The 16132-nt window shown below is 57.8% G+C and carries 21 protein-coding genes, 1 pseudogene and 1 riboswitch; of the genes and pseudogenes, 13 read left to right on the plus strand and 9 right to left on the minus strand.

Going from position 1 to position 16132, the window contains the following annotated elements; all coding sequences use genetic code 11:
• Window positions 1–25 precede the first annotated feature (25 nt).
• Together gcvT and BLU28_RS08935 are read right to left on the minus strand one after the other, a co-directional pair.
• Complete coding sequence (gene gcvT / locus BLU28_RS08930; protein WP_035208805.1) at window positions 26–1165, minus strand: glycine cleavage system aminomethyltransferase GcvT; 1140 nt, start codon at window positions 1163–1165, stop codon at window positions 26–28.
• Between the two features lie 150 nt (window positions 1166–1315).
• Window positions 1316–1403: riboswitch (glycine riboswitch) on the minus strand.
• 167 nt (window positions 1404–1570) lie between these two features.
• Complete coding sequence (locus BLU28_RS08935; protein WP_006697443.1) at window positions 1571–1756, minus strand: DUF3008 family protein; 186 nt, start codon at window positions 1754–1756, stop codon at window positions 1571–1573.
• 171 nt (window positions 1757–1927) lie between these two features.
• On the opposite strand from BLU28_RS08935, the gene BLU28_RS08940 reads away from it, so the two are divergent.
• Both BLU28_RS08940 and BLU28_RS08945 read left to right on the plus strand, forming a co-directional pair.
• Window positions 1928–2308 carry a hypothetical protein gene (locus tag BLU28_RS08940; RefSeq protein WP_077986327.1) on the plus strand — a complete coding sequence of 127 codons (381 nt, stop codon included), beginning with the start codon at window positions 1928–1930 and terminating at the stop codon, window positions 2306–2308.
• An 89-nt stretch (window positions 2309–2397) separates the two neighbouring features.
• Window positions 2398–3372, plus strand: coding sequence for a copper chaperone PCu(A)C domain-containing protein (locus tag BLU28_RS08945; protein ID WP_077986253.1), 975 nt, complete (start codon window positions 2398–2400; stop codon window positions 3370–3372).
• A gap of 212 nt (window positions 3373–3584) precedes the next feature.
• Here the strand turns inward: BLU28_RS08945 and BLU28_RS08950 are convergent, their stop codons facing one another.
• Complete coding sequence (locus BLU28_RS08950) at window positions 3585–3914, minus strand: hypothetical protein (RefSeq protein ID WP_077986252.1); 330 nt, start codon at window positions 3912–3914, stop codon at window positions 3585–3587.
• Between the two features lie 200 nt (window positions 3915–4114).
• On the opposite strand from BLU28_RS08950, the gene crcB reads away from it, so the two are divergent.
• From crcB to BLU28_RS08980, 6 genes are all read left to right on the plus strand, one after another.
• Window positions 4115–4492: a fluoride efflux transporter CrcB gene (gene crcB / locus BLU28_RS08955; protein ID WP_006697447.1), complete on the plus strand. Its 378-nt coding sequence runs from the start codon at window positions 4115–4117 to the stop codon at window positions 4490–4492.
• Between the two features lie 66 nt (window positions 4493–4558).
• Window positions 4559–5548, plus strand: a complete 990-nt coding sequence (locus tag BLU28_RS08960; RefSeq protein WP_006697448.1) for an RluA family pseudouridine synthase — start codon at window positions 4559–4561, stop codon at window positions 5546–5548.
• Window positions 5549–5554: 6 nt separating this feature from the next.
• On the plus strand, window positions 5555–6220 hold the full coding sequence (locus tag BLU28_RS08965) for an HAD family hydrolase (protein WP_004441798.1): 666 nt from the start codon (window positions 5555–5557) through the stop codon (window positions 6218–6220).
• Between the two features lie 32 nt (window positions 6221–6252).
• Window positions 6253–7047 (plus strand): ATP12 family chaperone protein, encoded by a 795-nt coding sequence (locus BLU28_RS08970; protein WP_022556166.1) that lies wholly within the window; start codon window positions 6253–6255, stop codon window positions 7045–7047.
• 60 nt (window positions 7048–7107) lie between these two features.
• Window positions 7108–7596 carry a hypothetical protein gene (locus tag BLU28_RS08975; protein WP_035208812.1) on the plus strand — a complete coding sequence of 163 codons (489 nt, stop codon included), beginning with the start codon at window positions 7108–7110 and terminating at the stop codon, window positions 7594–7596.
• Between the two features lie 217 nt (window positions 7597–7813).
• Window positions 7814–8203 (plus strand): RidA family protein, encoded by a 390-nt coding sequence (locus BLU28_RS08980; RefSeq protein ID WP_077986251.1) that lies wholly within the window; start codon window positions 7814–7816, stop codon window positions 8201–8203.
• 58 nt (window positions 8204–8261) lie between these two features.
• Here the strand turns inward: BLU28_RS08980 and fghA are convergent, their stop codons facing one another.
• The 3 genes from fghA to BLU28_RS08995 are packed head-to-tail and all read right to left on the minus strand — an operon-like array spanning window position 8262 to window position 10264.
• Complete coding sequence (gene fghA / locus BLU28_RS08985; RefSeq protein ID WP_077986250.1) at window positions 8262–9095, minus strand: S-formylglutathione hydrolase; 834 nt, start codon at window positions 9093–9095, stop codon at window positions 8262–8264.
• 28 nt (window positions 9096–9123) lie between these two features.
• Window positions 9124–9783: a DUF1345 domain-containing protein gene (locus tag BLU28_RS08990; RefSeq protein ID WP_045534953.1), complete on the minus strand. Its 660-nt coding sequence runs from the start codon at window positions 9781–9783 to the stop codon at window positions 9124–9126.
• Between the two features lie 25 nt (window positions 9784–9808).
• Window positions 9809–10264: a YaiI/YqxD family protein gene (locus BLU28_RS08995; protein WP_077986249.1), complete on the minus strand. Its 456-nt coding sequence runs from the start codon at window positions 10262–10264 to the stop codon at window positions 9809–9811.
• Between the two features lie 162 nt (window positions 10265–10426).
• Here BLU28_RS08995 and BLU28_RS09000 point away from each other — a divergent pair, with 162 nt between their 5' ends.
• Entirely contained in the window at window positions 10427–10879 is a 453-nt protein-coding gene (locus BLU28_RS09000; protein WP_045534951.1) for a DUF5680 domain-containing protein, read from the plus strand.
• 50 nt (window positions 10880–10929) lie between these two features.
• Here the strand turns inward: BLU28_RS09000 and BLU28_RS09005 are convergent, their stop codons facing one another.
• On the minus strand, window positions 10930–11526 hold the full coding sequence (locus tag BLU28_RS09005; protein ID WP_234794391.1) for a peroxiredoxin: 597 nt from the start codon (window positions 11524–11526) through the stop codon (window positions 10930–10932).
• Here BLU28_RS09005 and BLU28_RS26780 point away from each other — a divergent pair.
• Window positions 11476–11604 (plus strand): hypothetical protein, encoded by a 129-nt coding sequence (locus BLU28_RS26780; RefSeq protein ID WP_267889669.1) that lies wholly within the window; start codon window positions 11476–11478, stop codon window positions 11602–11604. The two genes, BLU28_RS09005 and BLU28_RS26780, sit on opposite strands and share 51 nt — an antisense overlap.
• Window positions 11605–11804: 200 nt before the next feature.
• Complete coding sequence (locus BLU28_RS09010; RefSeq protein ID WP_077986248.1) at window positions 11805–12452, plus strand: glutathione S-transferase family protein; 648 nt, start codon at window positions 11805–11807, stop codon at window positions 12450–12452.
• A gap of 45 nt (window positions 12453–12497) precedes the next feature.
• Here BLU28_RS09010 and BLU28_RS09015 read toward each other — a convergent pair whose 3' ends face one another.
• The gene (locus tag BLU28_RS09015; RefSeq protein ID WP_037092773.1) at window positions 12498–13127 is read right to left on the minus strand and encodes a DUF1062 domain-containing protein; all 630 of its coding nucleotides are present in this window, start codon (window positions 13125–13127) and stop codon (window positions 12498–12500) included.
• 472 nt (window positions 13128–13599) lie between these two features.
• On the opposite strand from BLU28_RS09015, the gene BLU28_RS09020 reads away from it, so the two are divergent.
• Complete coding sequence (locus BLU28_RS09020) at window positions 13600–14775, plus strand: S41 family peptidase (RefSeq protein WP_077986246.1); 1176 nt, start codon at window positions 13600–13602, stop codon at window positions 14773–14775.
• Between the two features lie 273 nt (window positions 14776–15048).
• Complete coding sequence (locus tag BLU28_RS09025) at window positions 15049–15627, plus strand: hypothetical protein (RefSeq protein WP_077986245.1); 579 nt, start codon at window positions 15049–15051, stop codon at window positions 15625–15627.
• A 16-nt stretch (window positions 15628–15643) separates the two neighbouring features.
• Here BLU28_RS09025 and BLU28_RS09030 read toward each other — a convergent pair.
• Window positions 15644–16132 (minus strand): annotated as a pseudogene (locus tag BLU28_RS09030) (ISNCY family transposase); the annotation flags it as partial.

Raw genomic sequence — 16132 nt, forward strand, 5'->3', positions numbered from 1 at the left:
TGTTCTCTCCGGAGATGGGATGAAATTATCGTTTGTAGGTGGGCTTGATGAAGGGCAGGGCGGCGACGGTGACGGGCAGATATTTGCCGCGCACTTCCGCGAAGATCGCAGTGCCGGGAGCGGCGTAAGAAACAGGCACGTAACCCATGGCGACGGGGCCTTCGACCGAAGGACCGAAACCGCCCGAGGTCACTTCGCCGATTTCCGTCTTGCCTTCAGCATCCGCAAAAAGCTTCGAATGGCCACGCACCGGTGCCTTGCCCTCGGGCTTCAGGCCGACGCGGCGGCGCGATGTACCGTCCTTCAGTTCACCAAGAATGCGTTCCGCGCCCGGGAAACCGCCTTCGCGATCACCGCCGGCGCGGCGCGCCTTCTGGATCGCCCATTCCAGCGATGCTTCGATGGGGGAGGTCGTGGTGTCGATGTCATTACCGTAAAGGCAAAGGCCTGCTTCCAGGCGCAGGCTGTCACGCGCGCCAAGTCCGATGGCTTCGCAATCGGGATGTTCGAGCAAGGCCCTGGCGATCTCTTCTGCCTTGTCTGCCGGCGCGGAAATTTCAAAGCCGTCTTCACCGGAGTAACCGGAGCGGGAGACGATGCAGGCAACATCGTGCAGCGGCACCTCCTGCACGTCCATGAATTTCATCTCGGAAACGCCCGTCCAGAGTTCGGCCAGTACCTCCTCGGCGCGGGGGCCCTGCAGCGCGATCAAGGCGCGGTCCTCGAGAAGGGTGATTTCGCAGCTGTCTGAAAGATGCGCCTTCATATGGGCGACGTCGGCATCCTTGCAGGCCGCGTTGACGACGACGAAAAGGTGATCGCCGCGATTGGTGATCATCAGATCATCAAGAATGCAGCCCTTGTCGTCGGTGAAGAAACCGTAGCGCTGGCGGCCTTCCTTGAGGCCGAGAATATCCACCGGCACCAGCTTTTCCAGTGCCTGTGCGGCATCGGCGTTGTTGCCGGACTTTGCCTTCACAATCACCTGCCCCATATGGGAGACGTCAAAGAGACCGGCTGAGGTGCGGGTTTGAAGATGCTCCTTCAAAACGCCGGCCGGATATTGCACGGGCATGTCGTAACCGGCGAATGGCACCATGCGGGCGCCAAGCGACAGGTGCAGGGAATGAAGCGGCGTGGTTTTCAGCGCGGCGGTATCGTCCAAGGACGCCTCCAGGGTTGCGCGAGCAATCGCGCGGGCTCAGGTCGTGGCGCAGATGCGCCGGTTCAAGAGCCCCCTCTGTCCTTGTCGCCTGAGATTGTTATCCCTTCGGCGAGCCGTCCTTATGAAAGGTGGCTTCTCTCCAGAGTTCCGTCGTCATCGCTGGTCCTTTTGCCTGAGAGTTTCCGGGGCGGTTGCTCCTTCGGCACCGCATTGAAGCGGTTTCTCCCAACGATGATGCGACGCTCATTATCTTCGAAGACCCGCTATTGGCAAGGACCAAATGACGCATCTGAACAGATTCTTGCTCCATCTGCGCCATCATCCCTCATCTCTCTCGCAACGACGTTTTGATATTGTCATTCCGTCATCATTCCAACGAATGGGAATGGCGGTGGAAAGACGCCGTCATTCCGATTTTTTTGCCGGCAGACCCTTGCGTTTCGTTGAGGCAAAATCCTCAAGTTCCTTTTCCGTCATGGACTTCTCCATGCTTTTTGAAGCACCTTTTAAACTGGATTTCTTCGTTTCGCCCCTTTTGGCGGCGAGTGCTGCACCCGCGGCTTTCTGCTGGGCTTTCGATTTGGCAGGCATGTCATGTCTCCCTTAAACGATCCGTGTTGCAGGAAAATGCCGCCTTGCGGCGATTGTTCCTCATACACGTCAAGCCTGCGGCAAAATTCCCCTTTGAAATCGAAGGGAAGCGCGATATCGCATGAGATCATGGGCGCACATCGAAAAAGACGGCTGACAGGGATCGAGAAAATGCTTCGCATTTTCTGTGCAATCCTGATGCTGTCGCTCGGTTTTGCCCATAGGCCGGCGCTTGCCGCAGCCCCCGCAGTCGCGCTCGATGAGAGCTACCGGCTGCCTGATGGCACCTTTGCGGAGATCTGCCTCGGCCATGGCGGCGGGGTGAATGCCTCGCATGCCAAGGAGGGGCCCGCCCATTCGGGCGACGCGATCCTGTTTTGCGAGGCCTGCCTGCTGGCCTCGTCCATTCTTCTGCCGGTCCCCGACAAGGAAAGCTGGCTGAAGACCGAATTTGCCTGGCTTGAGAACCGCCCGTCCACCGATTGGCGTTTCCACCCGGTCCCGACGATCCGCAAACCGGTCGCACGCGGCCCGCCAGCCTTGTCCGCCTGATTTTTCATCTTACAGGATCATCGCCGCCGAACCGGTGGCAAGAAACGGCTGCTTGAACCCGAAGGGCTGGCAGTCGCAGGGACAGACAAATGAAAACCACCAAGATCATCACATCGACCCTTTTTATCGCCGCGGTTTCCACCGCGCAGGCTTTTGCTCACGCCACCTTCGTTGACGGCTCGGCCGAACAGGAAAGCACTGTCGTCGCCGCTCTTCAGGTGCCGCACGGTTGCGAAGGCGAGCTTGCCACGACGGAAGTGCAGATCAAGCTGCCGGAGGGCTTCATTTCCGCCAAGCCGCAGCCGAAGGTCGGCTGGGAGCTGGAGGTCATCAAGGGCGATTACCAGAAGGCCTATAAAAATCACGGCAAGGAGATCAAAAGCGGGCCCGTCGAAATTCGCTGGAAGGGCGGCAATCTGCCGGACGAATTCTACGATACCTTTGCCGTGCAGGGGAAGGTTTCCGGCGTCGAGGTGGGGCAGGAACTACCCTTCAAGGTGACACAGCTTTGCGGCGACAAGGGCAAGGTTTCCTGGGATGAAGTGGCTGCAGCCGGTGTCGATCCCCACTCGCTGAAAAATCCGGCGCCGACCATCAAGGTCACCGCCAATGCCCATGCGGGCGGCCATGATCACGCAGGCATGAGCATGGATATGGATGTCGTGAAGGCTGGCAATCTCGAAGTGTCTGGCGGCGCGACGAAGGCCATGTTGCCGGGCCAGCCCGTCGGTGGCGGTTATGTGACGATCATGAATGGCGGCGATAGCGACGACAAGCTGATCGCTGTCGAATCGTCTGCCGCCGGACGCGCTGAAATCCATGAAATGGCCATGGTCAATGACGTGATGAAGATGCGCAAGCTGGACGAGGGCATCGTCATCCCCGCCGGTCAGACCGTGGAATTGAAACCGGGCGGCCTGCACATGATGTTCTTCGACGTGAAGAAGCCCTTTGCCGAAGGAGACAAAGTGCCGGTAACGCTGATCTTCGAAAAAGCCGGGAAGGTCGACGTCATACTGTCTGCGGGAGCTGCCAAGGGCGGCGGCGACCATCAACATAATTGACCAATGAAAAGCGGCTACCGGAACGCGTGACAGGTCCGGTAGCCGCAAGATTTCTCATTTGTCCGGTCTATTGTTTCGGCGCCGCGGCGGAAAACGGATGACGCTCGCTTTTGGTGATTTCCGGAAGCCGGGTGTAGATATCTAGAAACTCAACCTGACACCAAGCTGAATGCCACTCCCGCAACGACAGGATTGACATCTAACAAGCGACATCAGGGTGTCTGTCTATCATCCTGATTCAAAAGAATATCATCTGCTTTTTTGGGGAGGTTGTTTTCCTCGTATGCCTCCACGGCCTGCTCAAGCGTCGCCTGCGGTTCCTGATGCTGGCTGGCGACGGTCAGGAAATAGAGGGTGAGGGCTGGTGGCTTGATCACAGTCATCATGCCGCGAAGCTGGAAGTCGTCGCTGTTCTCGGCCTTGCGCGCGAGTTCGTGAATGGCCTCTTCGACCTCGCTCCGGCGCGGCACGCGCTGTGACGGTTTTACAGCCTCCAGCGCATAGGCTGCCGTGTTCGCAGAAACGGAAAGAACCTGTGTCATCCAACCTCCGGCCATCGTTGCCGACCTTCAAAAACCGCAGGTTAGCATCTGCGTGTTGTTGGAAGGCTAAATCGCGGAGGCGCAATTTAATCGTATTTTAACAGCTGGCAGTGCCCGGCCAAGGGTTTCGCAGGCGGTTTACGTGGTCTAGAAATCTAAGCGGACCGTGAGGTCCGGCCGTTCCCTCCGGAGATAAATGCATGATCAATATAGTCCTTGTCGCAGCGGGCGGCGCAATCGGTTCCGTCTTCCGTTATCTGGTCGGCGTCTGGAGCGTCCGGCTGGCGGGGGTGAATTTCCCCTGGGGAACGCTTACGGTCAACGTGGTGGGTTCTTTCCTGATCGGTCTCCTGGTGGAGCTCGTGGCGCGACGTCTGAATGCCTCGATGGAAATGCGTCTTTTTCTCGTGACCGGCGTGCTCGGCGGTTTCACGACGTTTTCATCTTTTTCGCTCGATGCTGTCTCGCTTTTTGAACGCGGCGCGCTCGGCCTTTCTGCCGTTTACGTTCTTGCGAGCCTTTCGGTTTCCATCGCTGCGGTTTTCGCCGGGCTGGCCTTGGGCCGCAACTTGTTCTAAAGGCTTGATCCAAACGGCGCGCCGAAGAAACGGCTGCGCGATCAGGACAGAGAGACTGGAAAATTTATGGCAGGTATCGAGCATATCAAGGTCGAGGCCGACGAGGCCGGTATGCGCCTCGATCGCTGGTTCAAGATTCACTATCCGGGGCTTGGGTTCGGGCAGTTGCAGAAGCTGCTGCGATCCGGCCAGGTGCGTGTGGATGGTGGCCGGGTGAAGACGGACGCGCGGGTGCAGCCGGGACAGATGGTGCGCGTGCCGCCGGTCGATTCCGATATGAAGACCAAGAGCGGTCCGATCGGCTCTAAGGACCTCAAAAATTCCGCCGATGGCGAGCTGTTGGCACGAATGCTGCTGCATGAAGACGACAAGGTGTTCGTTTTCAATAAGCCTGCTGGCATCGCCGTTCAGGGCGGCTCGGGGGTGACCCGGCACATTGACGGCTTGCTGGAAGCCTGGACCAACCAGAAGGGCGAAAAGCCGCGTCTCGTGCACCGGCTGGATCGTGATACGTCGGGTGTGTTGGTGGTTGCCCGTACCAGAGGTGCCGCGCAAAAACTGACCGCCGCCTTCCGCGAACGCGACACCAAGAAAACCTATTGGGCGCTCGTCAAAGGCGTGCCGCGCAAGCACCAGGACAAGATTTCCACCTGGCTGGTCAAGGAACAGACAATCGACGGAGACCGCATGCGCATCGCCAAGCATGGCGAGGAGGGCGCCGATCACGCCGTGTCCTATTACCGCGTCATCGATACCGCCGCGCAGAACCTCGCCTGGCTGGAAATGGAGCCCTATACCGGCCGCACCCATCAGCTTCGCGTGCACGCGCTGCATATGGGGCACCCGATCATCGGCGATCCCAAATATTACATCGACGATCCAAACTGGGATTTTCCGGGCGGCATCCAGAAGCGCCTGCATCTGCATGCGCGCCATATCGACATTCCGCATCCGAATGGCGGCCGGCTTCGGGTCAGCGCACCCCTGCCGCCGCATATGGTACAGACCTGGAACCTGCTCGGTCTCGACGTGGCCGATGGCGATAGGGAAGACTGACGGCAGATGAAACTGGTTCTTTTCGATTGCGACGGAACGCTGGTGGACAGCGCGGGCCTTATCCATGCCGTCATGGCCGATACTTTCGCCGATTTCGGCAAGCCGCGCCCCGATATCTCCGAAACCAAGGCGATCATCGGTCTGACGCTGGATATCGCCATCGCCCGCATGCTCGGCAAGGCGCATGTGGATGACGAGGTTCAGGCGATGACCCAGCGTTATAAGGAAATCTACCACCCGATCCGTGCACGTCCGGGCATGATCGAGCCGCTTTTCGAGGGCATCGCCCCGCTGATCGACACCCTTTCAAGGCGGGATGACGTGCTGATCGGTGCGGTGACGGGCAAGGGGAGGCGCGGGCTGACCCACATTCTCGAAACCCATGGATTTGCCAGGCACTTCATTGTCTCGCGTACGGCGGATGATTGCCCTTCCAAGCCGCATCCGGCCATGGTGATGGAATGCTGCCATGAAACCGGCATGGTTCCGGCCGATACTGTCGTTATCGGCGACGCGGTCTATGATATGCAGATGGCAAAAGCTGCGGGCGCAAAAGCGATCGGCGTCGCCTGGGGTTATGCGTCCGTCGACGAACTCTGGACGGCGGGCGCCGATGCGGTCGTCAGCCACCCGCGTGAAATCCCGGTCTATGTTCCGACCGATAATCCCTAATTATCCTTTCTACCGACCGATGAGGATGTGCCATGCGTGATCTCCTGAACGACCTTTCGGAAGGCCTGAGCCACCCCGATCCGATCTTGCGCGCGCAGATCCAGATGCAGAAACCGCTGCCCAAGCGGTTCTACAAGGATGTGACGGTCGGCGAGGCGGCAGAGGAAGGCTTCACCATCCTTCTCGACGGTAAGCCGTTGCGCACCCCCGCCAAGAAGCCGTTGGTCGTGCCGTCGAGGTCGCTCGCGGAATTGCTTCGCGATGAATGGGACGCCCAGACCGAGGTCGTCAATCCGGTTGTCATGCCGGTGTCGCGCCACGTGAACACGGCCATCGACGGCGTCGCCAATGATACCCAGGCGGTTTTCGAGGATATATTGCGGTTTTCCTCCTCCGATCTCCTCTGCTACCGCGCTGGTGAACCGGAAGCGTTGGTCGCGCGCCAGACGGACCATTGGGATCCCGTGCTCGACTGGGCGGCCAATGTGCTTGGCGCGCGCTTCATTCTGGTGGAGGGCGTCATGCATCGCGACCAGCCGCGGGAGGCTATCGCCGCCTTTGCAGTGACGCTGAAAAAATACGATACACCGATCGCGCTCGCGGCACTCCATACCATGACGTCGCTGACAGGGTCTGCCATTCTGGCCCTGGCGCTGGCGGAAGGAGAGCTGACGCTTGAGGAAGCCTGGGCGCTTGCCCATCTGGATGAAGACTGGACTGCGGAACAATGGGGTGAGGATGAGGAGGCGCTGGAGCGCCGGGCCGTCCGTCTCATCGACATGCGTGCCGCGGTCAATGTTCTGGAGTCTCTGACGAGCGCATCTTAACGCTTTTCTAACCCTGATCGACGATCATCAGGCTACCTCACGTAAGGGGAGCCACAGATCATGACAACCATGCTGAAACGCCTTGGCATCATTGTGCTGGCGTGTTTCATGCTCATGTCTTTCAGGCTTGAACCGGAAGCGACCAGTGCGGATCGGCTGCTTTACGACGTGCGCGGCGCGTTTGTTGCAGCACGACCGGATGTGGCGCCGGCGCTGATGCAGTCCATTCATGCGCAGGTTCAGAATGCGATCAAGACCACAGCACGGGGAGAGACCCGACCGCGCGTGGTGCTGACCATCCGCCTTGCATCCGTCACACGCGGTCCCTTCCTTTTCGGTGAAAAGGCCTCCGCCAAGGTGATCGTGCGGGCCGCCGCCGTGGCCACGGGCGAGGTGATCGCCGAAGCCAAATTCACCGCCACCGTCGTCAGCTTCGATGACGAGGCTTTAGAACAGGAGCTTGCTTATGGCGTTGCCGAGCGGGTGATCCGCGAATTCAGATTGAACCGGCCGGGTCCGACCACGCTGGCGACAGCGCTGTTTCCATAGATTGGACCAAAGGCGTGAGCGGGACTGCGGCAGTCATCAGCGCGCCAGCGCCGGAAACCATCTTCTGCTTTGACAAAGTGCGTCTCGATATTCACATACGTCACGTATCTCAATTGACATGCGTCGTGTAGGTCACTATCTCACATACGAAACGTATGTGAATTGGGCGTCCGGAGTTCTTCTTCCGACGCCACTCAGCCAAAAAGAGAGATGCAAGATGAGCAAACGCGAGGCAATTTTTCCCGCAGACCGGCACGCGCTTTACGAACAGCACGGTTACTCCGCGGCAATTCGGTCGGGTGACCTTCTTTTCGTTTCCGACCAGGTCGGCAGCCGTGCCGACGGAACGCCCGAACCCGACTTTGAGCGTCAGGTTCGGCTTGCTTTCGAAAATCTCGCGGCCACGCTCAAGGCCGCGGGATGCACGTTCGACGATATTGTCGACGTGACGACGTTCCATACCGACCCGCAGAACCAGTTCGGGACGATCATGGCCGTTAAGCAGGAGATTTTCAGCAAACAGCCTTATCCGAACTGGACCGCCGTCGGCGTCAACTGGCTTGCGGGCTTCGATTTTGAGATCAAGGTGATCGCCCGCATCCCGTGAGATGCGGTGGGCCTAAAGGGGCGGCGTTCGCAGGCGCCGCCCGCTTTGTGTTTGCCGCTTATCCGAGCCGTTCGGCATGCCATTTCAGATGATCGTCCATGAAGGTGGAGATGAAATAATAGGAGTGATCGTAGCGGTCGTGCAGGCGCAGCGTCAGGCCGATATCCGTGCCTTTGATCGCCTCTTCGAACAGCCATGGCCGCAGGCCCTTTTCCAGGAAACTATCGGCCTTGCCCTGATCGATCAGGAATTCGGGAAAACGCGCACCGTCCTCCACCAGTGAGCAGGCGTCGTATTGACGCCATGCTGCCCGGTCCGGTCCCAGATATTTTTCCAGCGCCGGTTCCGACCAGTCAGCGGAGGAGGGAGCCACGATCGGCGCGAAAGCGGAGCAGCTTTTGAACCGTTCGGGGTTTTTCAGGGCGATTGTCATCGCGCCGTGGCCGCCCATTGAGTGGCCGAAAATGCCCTGACGGCTCATATCGGCGCGGAAATGCTGGCCGACCAGTGCAGGCAACTCCTCCGTCACATAGCTGTACATCCGGTAGTGCTCCGACCAGGGTTCCTCGGTCGCGTCGATATAAAATCCCGCGCCTTTGCCCATCTGCCAGTTGGTCAGTTCATCCGGTACGTCATTGCCGCGCGGACTGGTGTCGGGGCACACGACGATAAGACCAAGTTCGGAAGCCATGCGGCGATATTCGCCCTTCTCCATGACATTGGCGTGGGTGCAGGTGAGGCCGGAGAGATACCACAGGACGGGGCATGGCTCGTGGATTGCCTTCGGCGGTACATAAACCGCAAAGGTCATCTCGCATTTCAGGGTCTCGGATACATGGGAAAATACACCCTGCATGCCACCAAAGGCCGTATTTTGCGACATAATGTTCATGAAGCCATTCCTTTGAAAAAATCCCGGTTCAACCGGCAAGCGAGACTGCGGCATTGACGGCTGCCGCTACCAGAACCGTGTTGAAGAAGAAAGAGACGATGGAGTGCAGCAACGTGACCTTGCGCATGGCGGTCGTGGTCACACCCACGTCCGAGGTCTGCGCCGTCATGCCGATCACCACGGCGAAATAGAGAAAGTCGTAACCGCAGGGCTCTTTGGTCGCGGGGAAGTCCATGCCGCCGCGATGCTGGCGCTTGCCGTCGACCGTGTGCGGACGCCAGTAAAGATGCGCGTAGTGCAGGGCCGTCATGGTGTGGATGGTCAACCAGCCGAAAATCACCGAGGCGAAAGCGATGACCAGCGTCCAGACGGTTTCACCAGTATGGTTTAGCGCCTGAAAAAGGGACACCACGGCGACGGTCACTGCCAGCAGCGTCACGGCGATGATGGCAATTGCGGGGAGATCGTCGCTGTCGGCATGGGCTTTCAGATGCTGCGCCGTCAATTTGGAAAGACGAAAGGCAACCAGCATCAGATAGGTCAGGAAGAAAGAAACTGCCGCGATTTCTATTGCCACGGAAGGCGCGAGAGCCAATGCAATACCGAGGCCGGAAGCCCCGACAAGAACGGCGATGAAAAAAGGTTGATGGCGGCGATAGGTATTGCTGTTGGAGCTGGCCGGGGTCATGGGCTGGGCCTTTCTGCTTGCGGCATCACTTTTTGACACGGCGGCAGAAACGGTCAAGGGTCTCCAGAAAAGCGGATCGATCGCGTGGCGAAAAAGCGGCATTATAGCCCTTGCTTTCACCGGTTTCGCGCAGATGTGCACCAAGGTCTCGCATCGCCGTTGCCATGCCGATATTCGACTGGTCGAAAACGCGGCCCGTCGGGCCCGTCACCAGTGCGCCTTTGGCAACACAGCGCCCGGCCAGCGGCACATCGGCGGTAACGACGATATCGTTCTCGCCGGCATGATCGGCAATCCAGTCGTCCGCCGCGTCGAAACCGGCGGAAACAATGACATTTTTGACCATGGGGTCGCGTGACGGGCGCAGACCGGAATTGGCAACAAAGGTTACCTCCAGCCCATGCCGCTCCGCGACCCTGAGGATTTCCGGCTTCACTGGACAGGCATCGGCATCGACGTAAATTTGCGGATTTTGCTGCATGGACACTCTTTTGGATCGTTCTGCCATGCTTCTAAGCGCAAACGCCGCGATTACCAAGCCTGCGATTGGTAAATTGCGGGCGAGGCAAGGGCAGGGCGTGGCGCTTGCGAAGGATCCGGAAATGAATTATGTTCCCTTTATGTTCTTTCCCAAGAGGGTTCCATGCTGGAAGAGTTCATAGTGAGGGCCAAGTCTGCCACATATATTGGCGGGGGCAACAAATCCGCCACGCCCACTCGCACGGGATCGCATGATCTCGGCTATCGCGACGGAGACTGGCACTATATCGACAGCTATTTCGGCGGAACCGATTTCATCGGTCAAGAGGTCGTCTGGCACCAGGGGACAGCCATGTGGGCGATGAATTATCACGGCCGCATCCTCCGGCCCGATATGATCGACGCCACAACGGCCGGCATGGTCATTCAACGTTCGCTTTCCACGCTCTATCGGGAAGGGCGGTTTCTGGGCGGCTTCACGCACCCGGTGGAGAATTTGGTCTATGTCGACACGAATGCAGGCGAATTCCAGTCGTTCACCGGCGTCGAGCGCATTTATCTCGGACATTTCGAGGCGTACCGGCTCGACTATCATGGCGGGATCATAAAGCCATGAAAATTGCGATGATGGGGCGATGATGTTTCGCCGCCCCATCAGGCTTCAAATCAGCCCGGCTGCTTCGTCTTGCGCAGATAGGGAAGAACCGTGTCATAGGAACCAAAACGCGCAATCGCATCCTCATTGGAGACGGCGGCGGTAATGATGACGTCTTCGCCTTGCTTCCAGTTGGCTGGCGTCGCCACCTGGTGTTTCGAGGTCAGCTGGATGGAATCGATGGCGCGGAGGATTTCCTCGAAGTTGCGGCCGGTGGTCATGGGGTAGGTGAGGACCAGCTTGATCTTCTTGTCAGGACCGATGACGAAGACCGAGCGTACGGTGGCGTTATCGGCCGGTGTGCGGCCTTCCGAGCTGTCGCCGGCGCCGGCCGGCAGCATGTCGTAAAGCTTCGCGACCTTCAGGTCCTTGTCGCCGATCAGTGGATAATCGACATTGAAGCCAGTGGCGGTGCGGATGTCGTTCTTCCATTTTTCATGGCTTTCGACGGGATCGACCGAGATACCGATGATCTTCACACCGCGCTTTTCGAATTCCGGCTGCAGGCCGCCCATGGCGCCGAGTTCGGTGGTGCAGACCGGCGTAAAATTCTTCGGATGCGAAAACAGGACCGCCCAGCCGTCGCCAATCCAGTCGTGAAAGCTTATCGGACCATGGGTGGTCTCGGCGGTGAAGTCGGGCGCTATATCGTTGATACGCAGGCTTATCTGGTGCTTTCTCCCTAATCATTTGAACTGAAAACTGATGGTGCGGCAATCCGTCTCCAGCGCAGGAGCTTAGAGTTTTTGCGTGAAATGGCCAGCCCTTTAGCGTGTGCCGACAACACGATGCGTTGTTTTCGCTCATTCCGGCGCCTATTGTGACACCACGCCGGGCGACGGAATTGCGGGGGCAATTTTGCATGGGGGAGTGATGGAGAACAGCAATGACAATCACCATTACCGCCTTTGAACGCTCGCCCGATGGTGGCAAAGGTCTTGCCCGCGACATGCGTGTCCGCTGGGCACTGGAGGAAGTGGGGCAACCGTATGAGGTTCGGCTTCTTTCCTTCAAGGCGATGCGGGAGCAAGGGCATCTTGCACTTCAGCCCTTCGGGCAGATCCCGACCTATGAGGAGGGCGATCTCGTCCTGTTCGAAACCGGTGCGATAATATTCCACATAGCCGAGCGCCACGCCGGCCTGTTGCCGCGGGAAGCGAACGCGCGGGCGCGCGCGATCATGTGGATGTTTGCGGCGCTCAGCACCGTGGAACCGCCGATAGTCGAGCATTTTGTCGCCGGTTTTGTCGAAAGGGACAAGAGCTGGCATCGTGAACGCCTGGAGATCGTCGATGAACGTATTCGCAAGCGACTTGGCGAACTGTCCCAGCGACTGGGTGAGGGCGAGTGGCTCGATGGCGCGTTCAGCGCCGGCGACCTGTTGATGATATCGGTGCTGCAACGGATAAAAAGCTCTGGCATTCTCGATGAATATGCGAACCTTGCAGCTTATGTGGCGAGAGGCGAGGCGCGTCCCGCCTACCGACGCGCATTTGCCGATCAGCTGGCGGTTTTCAAAGCCGCATCGAACTGATTGATGCGCATCGCGAGGGCCCGAACTTCAGGCCCTCGCTGTGCGCTAGCACTCCGCCGTGACAGATTTCCACAAACATGCCGGATCAAGGCCATCGCACCGCTCGATCACGATCCGCGTGCCGTTTTTCACCTGGCGTCGCCATGGATCGGAGGCGTCGCCGTGCGTGCGAATCCGGCCGCCGCGCTGAAGCCTTTGTAGAAGCGACCGCGAGAGCCCGAGCTCAGACGCCAGCAGGCGGTCGAGGCGTATACCGGTCTGGAACGGAACGATGAGATCAATTTCCGCCACGGCCCAATCCGGAGATTCATCCCGTATCTGTTTCACGATATCGAATTCGGGAAACTCGTCGACGCGCGGCGATCTGCGTCTCAACGCCTCGAGATTGAACGTTTCCAACCTTATCCATTGCGGGTCATTGTTCTGCAGCGCCTCGAGAACAGAAGGGCTGATGTCGCGAATAGTCCGCCGCTCAAAGATCGGCCGGTTCCAGCTCCTGTCGCATATCCGGCATCTGTATATGAGCCAGGCATCCAGCTTGCGGCCATTGGCATTGAGGCGGATCTTGCCGCTCGGCTGAAATGGCCTCGCTTCTCCGCATCCGCTGCAGGCAATCCAGGGCTGCGGCGCGGTTCTGGGTGTAACGGTCCACTGGACCCGAAATATATTGCACATAGTCGGTTGGTCTTCCATTCGGAAGTCCACCAAGATGGTGCAGGAGAAAACCCATGCGGGAACGGCGTGGCGGTGTTCTGGAGTGGTGAAGAGCTGAAACAGCATAGCTGCGCAGGGCACATTGTAACGATGCCAGACCGGTCTCTTGCCACCACCCGATGAACATGATCATGCGGCGACAGCCGGTGGCTATCCGCACAGGGTGAAACTGGATTGAGACCGGTATTTACTTAGGCAAAGTCTACCTCGATGCGCCAATGCTCTTCGCTAGGAGCAATAACAGATAAACGGCGGCAGATGGAGTCCCTCATAGAAAAGACGGCCAAGTTTTTATTTTTGGACGCTTTATAATAAATACAATGACTTGTCGGCTTATATTAAACTCATATAAGAATTGCATTTTACGGGAAGAGGGAAGGTCTGGCTCAAGCCCAATCTGGACATCGACGGAGAGCTGTGCGCATCGTGGATCATGTCGCTGATGCAAGACCTCGAGAAAATTCTGGACACTGTCCTGCCAATCGATCCCAGCTTTCGGCGCATCGAACCGGCGATGATAGACCGCTGCATGTATGATACCCGACGATACGCTTTGGAGGGCTCCAAAGAGGCCTTTCTGTTTTCCGCGATGCGCCTGCTTGCGCTTCCCGACAACGGACACACACTGTTGATCCCGAACGATTCCATTTCGGTGCTCCCGCTGAGGTTTGTAAGCGTTGGAACGGCGGTGCAGTTAACTGACACGGCACTGGAAACAACTGTGCCAAGAGGGGAGCTGATAGCAGTCAACGGCATACCCCTTGGTCAGATTGAAGCCGCCGCAGGGAAATTTCTGGCGGGAACGCGCCAGCGGAAACGGGTGATCGGACCGATTCTCCTCGCATGGCCATATGCATTGGCTCATCTCGGGTTTTCTTCAAAAGAGAGTAGCACTGAATATCGCCTGAAAGGCGAGAATGCGCAGATCACCGACCTGAAAGTGGAGAACCGGCTTACCGTTCCGGCATCGATGCTCTACCCGAGAAACGAGCATGGCAAGGCTGACCCGGCCTGGAAACCTCGGGCATTTGTGGAGATTGAGGACCGGCAGGAGTTTGGGCTTTCAATATTATTGCCGAGTTTCTTCGACCCAAGCGAAAGTGCGCTGCCGAAAGCCATCTCCGCTGCAGCGGAGCGCGTGAGAACCTGCGGGAACAACAAACTCTTGATTGATGTTCGCGGAAACACCGGTGGCGATTTTTTTCAAACTATGCCCTTGATCGACGCCATCTCTGAAAACGAAGGCAGGCAGGTTGTTGTGCTTGTCGATAAGTTCACGTTTTCTGCAGCGATAGTATTTGTGGCCATTCTCAAACATCGTCTGGGACGTAGGCTCAAGCTCGTCGGGGAAGAAATGGGCGACGGCTTGACGTTTTTTGCCGAGGGAGGGTTGCTCGATTTGCCGACCAGTGGAGCGGTCGTTCGATACTCATCAGCCTTTCACGACTGGGAGAACGGAACCAGCGACGAAACCACACCGGCTGAGATCGCACAGCAAATGGTTCCTGCAGGAAAACTGCATCTCGATTTGGAATGGATCGAAGGGCCTGCCGCTGAGGTTTCACAAGAAGCGTTCCATCAGCGAGTTTTAAAGGTTCTGTGTGATTAGACGAGGGGCCATTTATGCCAGCGAGCGATCTGGCTTCTCTCATCCATGCCGGTATTGGGACAGGCGTGTTTCACTGAATGTGCCTTGCAGGAGACAACCCATAGGAACATTTGCAGGTTGACGTCATTCTCGAACCCGCCAGCGCGCATACAATGTCAAAGCTGATTAGAGATGCGACGCCGCTGGCCCGTTAGAAATGCGACACTGGCTCCGACAATCAGCCCCCGACCGGACCGGCTGGGCCGGGTTGCAAGGGTAGGGAGGGGGCGGGTGATGAAGCTCCTCTTCGGCTTTAGCTTCCTCAGTCGCGAGGGCACCTTTGCGCCAAGAGCGGTCATTCAGTCGCCGCGAGCAAAATTTGTGCTAATTGCGATTTGTTGCTACTCGAGAGGCTGCTATGGCTTAGGCATGGCGAACGGTGTTCTCAGATTCTTCTTCGATTATGGTGCTGGTGGCTGCCTGTGGGCCGGTGATACTGCAACACGCGACAGGCTCGGGCTAGGGCCTGTCGATGCGTCGCTCTTTGATCTCGAAGGGCGACAGTGCCAACCTGCGCGCGTGGAGCTTTCTGATTTAGCTCAAAATTTGAGAGATCAACTGGACTTCGAGCACTCAGGCTATCTTAATCCTTTGTATCCGCCCGATCCAAGTCTTTGGGCTCAGTCCCTGTGCGATCATTTCAACGCAAATGTAGACAGGTTACTAGCGCTTTTACGCCGCGAATTGGGTAAGGACTTCGACATCTTGGACGAACAAATTCGCTACGAAGAAGATCCTCAACTTGATGAATATTTGGCCACCAATCCGGGGCTTTCCAAACTAAACGAAATCACGTTTCCAACTGTCCGCTAAGGGCCGAATGCGGCTGTCATTCAGCCGCCTCCATTCGCGCGAGCGCCTTTTGCCGTCTTACAATCACTTCAGGATCGTTCATGAAATCCGTCCGTCGCCCAGGCTTACGACCCCGCTTTTGATATCCATTACTCTGGCTGCCGTCCGGGATATCAAAAATGCTGTTGACCTGTCCGGTTCGGCGCGGACCATGTTTGCTCCGCTTTAGATCGCGACCTTCCTGCATCTGAGCAACGAGTGACAGCATGTCATCCAGTCTCTTGTTCTCAACCACAGGCGACCGGTGAACGGAGCGAAGCGTGTCGAACGTCCTATAAGGCAGCGTAAAACTCTCGTGCATGATCTCCAGGCGGCCGTCCGGATAATCGCAAACGATGACTTTTTGACCCGAGAGCGCCGTTGCCCGTTCCGTCGGATCGAGGATGAACAGCACCTTGTCGTAGCGCAGCGTCAGGGATTGCGACAACGTGCGGATCTCCTTGCGACACATGGCGCCATCGAGATT

The sequence above is a fragment of the Agrobacterium pusense genome (assembly GCF_900102105.1).
GTDB lineage: Bacteria > Pseudomonadota > Alphaproteobacteria > Rhizobiales > Rhizobiaceae > Agrobacterium > Agrobacterium pusense.